Origin of the sequence: Microcoleus sp. S13_C3, assembly GCF_036700905.1 — a bacterium.
Classification (GTDB): domain Bacteria; phylum Cyanobacteriota; class Cyanobacteriia; order Cyanobacteriales; family Microcoleaceae; genus Microcoleus.
On the sequence record NZ_JAUBPT010000341.1, the window covers coordinates 1 to 1,718 of the forward strand.

Here is a 1,718-nt window from a genome sequence, read left to right on the forward strand (position 1 = left end):
GGGCATAGGGCATAGGGCATAGGGCATAGGGCATAGGGCATAGGGCATACCTCACCACGCTTGAGAACCGCTATATTAGCACCTACAAATAACCAATGACAACTGACAACTGACAACTGACAACTGACAACTGACAAATAACCAATGACAACTGACAAATAACCAATGACAACTGACAAATAACCAATGACAACTGACAAATGACAACTGACAACTGACAACTGACTGCTGACTGCACTTTGGCAATCAAGCAACCTCAGAATCGCAACGTTGGTGTTCCATCCGAAATATGTTAGCGTACAAACTAGCAACAATCTGTTTGCCTTCCTGCGTCAACTGCAAGTAACCGAGAGATTCACTGATGTGAGGATAAATGCCACTCCAGTAAAACTTAGAGTAGCTTTGCAGCAAGTCGCCCGGATGTCGGCAGCCCAAAAGTTTAGTAGCACCGCTTTCTTCCAACTCGTAAAACAACGCGCCAATTTTCTGCAAATATTGCGGGTTGCTGAGCTGACCTATCAAGTCAGCACCGCGAACTAAACTAGAGTAATTAACTGCATCCTCGTCAGTGTTGCCGTCAAGCACCGAGAAACGAGTCTGTTCTATGTTCTGCTTAATTATCTCAGCATTAATTAGCTTGTGGTTGCCGAAGCGCTCGTCAATAAACAATTTAGCTCTGTCAACTCGGTAAGGAGCTAAGCTAGCGGCTGTTGCACCGGGAGCAAGTGCAATTCTCATGCCATCTTTTCCCGTAGCATACAATCCTTCTGATTCTTGGTCTTGTCGGCAAACTCCTTTGACATATCCGATGTCTTGGCACAGCAAAGAAATGATGAAGTGCAGCCAATCTTCGCAGGAAACTCCGCCCTGGCGAATGTGTTTTCCCCGCAAGATTTCTTGACCGACTAAGCTAATGCAAATGGCGTGTTCTACATTGTGATAAAGAGCGTCGCTGTTAGCGATGTTTTCTAACGCCATTGCGCCCACCCAGGCAATAATGTCAGCATAGTCTGATTTGTAGCCTCCGTAAGTGCGGCTGTACCCGTTCTGAAGTTGTTGGATGAAAGCCTCGATCAGCAGTTCTGTAGAATTAAACATACCGTGTCCTTTTACCTTAATATTTCCTTTTAAGAGCGGTGCATCTATTGGGAAGTCCTCTAATTTTATGGATGAGATTTTAGTTCACAACTCCTGCACCCCGCGTGTGTTGTGCTCTGTGGGCGGCAAATGGGTGGCAATGTCACAACTCAGTGACGCAGCTACGCCCGGGGAGTCACGAAGCAATCTCGCGCCCCGACTCAAAAGTCCCAAGTAACTCAGTCCGTCACTGACACCCATCCCCGCCGTACTGCATACAGCAGCCTGCTGACAATTTTTCGATCGTCTGAACTTTTTAAACTGTGAGAATTAATGGCGTATTGAATTTGCTGGAACACAGTCCGATCGATCTTACCGGATTTCCAAATGTTCAAGTAAAGTTCGGAAATTTTATATTCAGGAATATAAGCTTTGGTTGTCATCTGCCGTCAACTCAATGTATATTTCTTATTGTCCGGCAATTTTAGATAACTTTATGTGATGTAGATCGGCTATAGACGGTGATGCGATCGCAGGCTGGAGTTGGACTAACTCGCCAAAAACTTTACTAAACTTAGTCATACTTAACTTGACTGATTAACATTGTGGGCGGTATGATTACACCAATGCCTAAAAAAGGC

The 1,718-nt window shown here is 45.1% G+C and carries 3 protein-coding genes; all 3 read right to left on the reverse strand.

All coding sequences use genetic code 11. The annotated features are described in order from the left end of the window. Positions 1–254: hypothetical protein (locus tag QUA16_RS36555; RefSeq protein ID WP_333109738.1), on the reverse strand; the 254-nt coding region annotated here is incomplete at its 3' end. After that, a complete protein-coding gene (locus QUA16_RS36560) occupies positions 247–1,098 on the reverse strand; it encodes an Npun_R2479 family HD domain-containing metalloprotein (protein ID WP_333109739.1) in 852 nt (283 codons plus the stop codon). The genes QUA16_RS36555 and QUA16_RS36560, both read right to left, overlap by 8 nt. A 218-nt stretch (positions 1,099–1,316) precedes the next feature. Further along, positions 1,317–1,520, reverse strand: coding sequence for a hypothetical protein (locus QUA16_RS36565; RefSeq protein ID WP_333109740.1), 204 nt, complete (start codon positions 1,518–1,520; stop codon positions 1,317–1,319). Positions 1,521–1,718 lie beyond the last annotated feature (198 nt).

What these genes read in the sequence shown, in the direction of transcription:
- QUA16_RS36565 (WP_333109740.1), bottom strand. Translation starts at nt 1,520, where the DNA reads ATGACAACCAAAGCTTATATTCCTGAATATAAAATTTCCGAACTTTAC.
- QUA16_RS36560 (WP_333109739.1), bottom strand. Translation starts at nt 1,098, where the DNA reads ATGTTTAATTCTACAGAACTGCTGATCGAGGCTTTCATCCAACAACTT.